We start from the raw sequence: 586 nt of genomic DNA on the forward strand, positions 1-586 counted from the left end.
ATTTACGGTGCAGCGTACCGAAGCTTTGTTCAACCACATAACGGGTCTTCGACAAATATCGGTTGCGTTTGGTTTGCGCCTCCGTCAGCGGACGGTTGCGGCAGGCCTTGCGCATAATGCCGTCCAACAACTGATGTTCTTTCAGATGTTGTCGGTTTTCCGCACTGTCGTAGCCTTTATCGGCATAGACGGTCGTATCTTCGGCAATGCCCCCCAACAAAGGCAACAGGTGGTTGCACTCATGGGTATTGGCAGGGGTGATGTGCAATTTCTCGATATAGCCTTCCTCATCGGTACGGGTATGTTGTTTGTAACCGAGTTTGTATAAACCGTTTTTCTTTGTCCAGCGGGCATCTTTATCTTTACTCGGTGTGGTTTGACCGCTGACTTGTCCTTTTTCATCGACTTCTATGGCCTGGCGCTGTTTGCTGCCGGCAGTCTGAATAATGGTGGCGTCAATGACGGCGGCGGATGCCTTCTCTACTTTTAGGTTTTTCTCGGCCAGTTGTCGGTTAATCAGTTCCAGCAATTCGGACAGGGTGTCGTCTTGCGCCAGCCAGTTGCGGTAGCGGCATAAGGTGCTGTA

Annotated in this window: 1 protein-coding gene; it reads right to left on the minus strand. The window is 51.0% G+C overall.

Annotation, left to right across the window (positions count from 1 at the left end):
* Positions 1–586: IS5 family transposase (locus ACTHS4_RS11570; RefSeq protein WP_440365974.1), on the minus strand; the 586-nt coding region annotated here is incomplete at both ends.

It is taken from the genome of Neisseria sp. P0014.S009 (assembly GCF_051958155.1).
GTDB classification, from domain to species: domain Bacteria; phylum Pseudomonadota; class Gammaproteobacteria; order Burkholderiales; family Neisseriaceae; genus Neisseria; species Neisseria flavescens_C.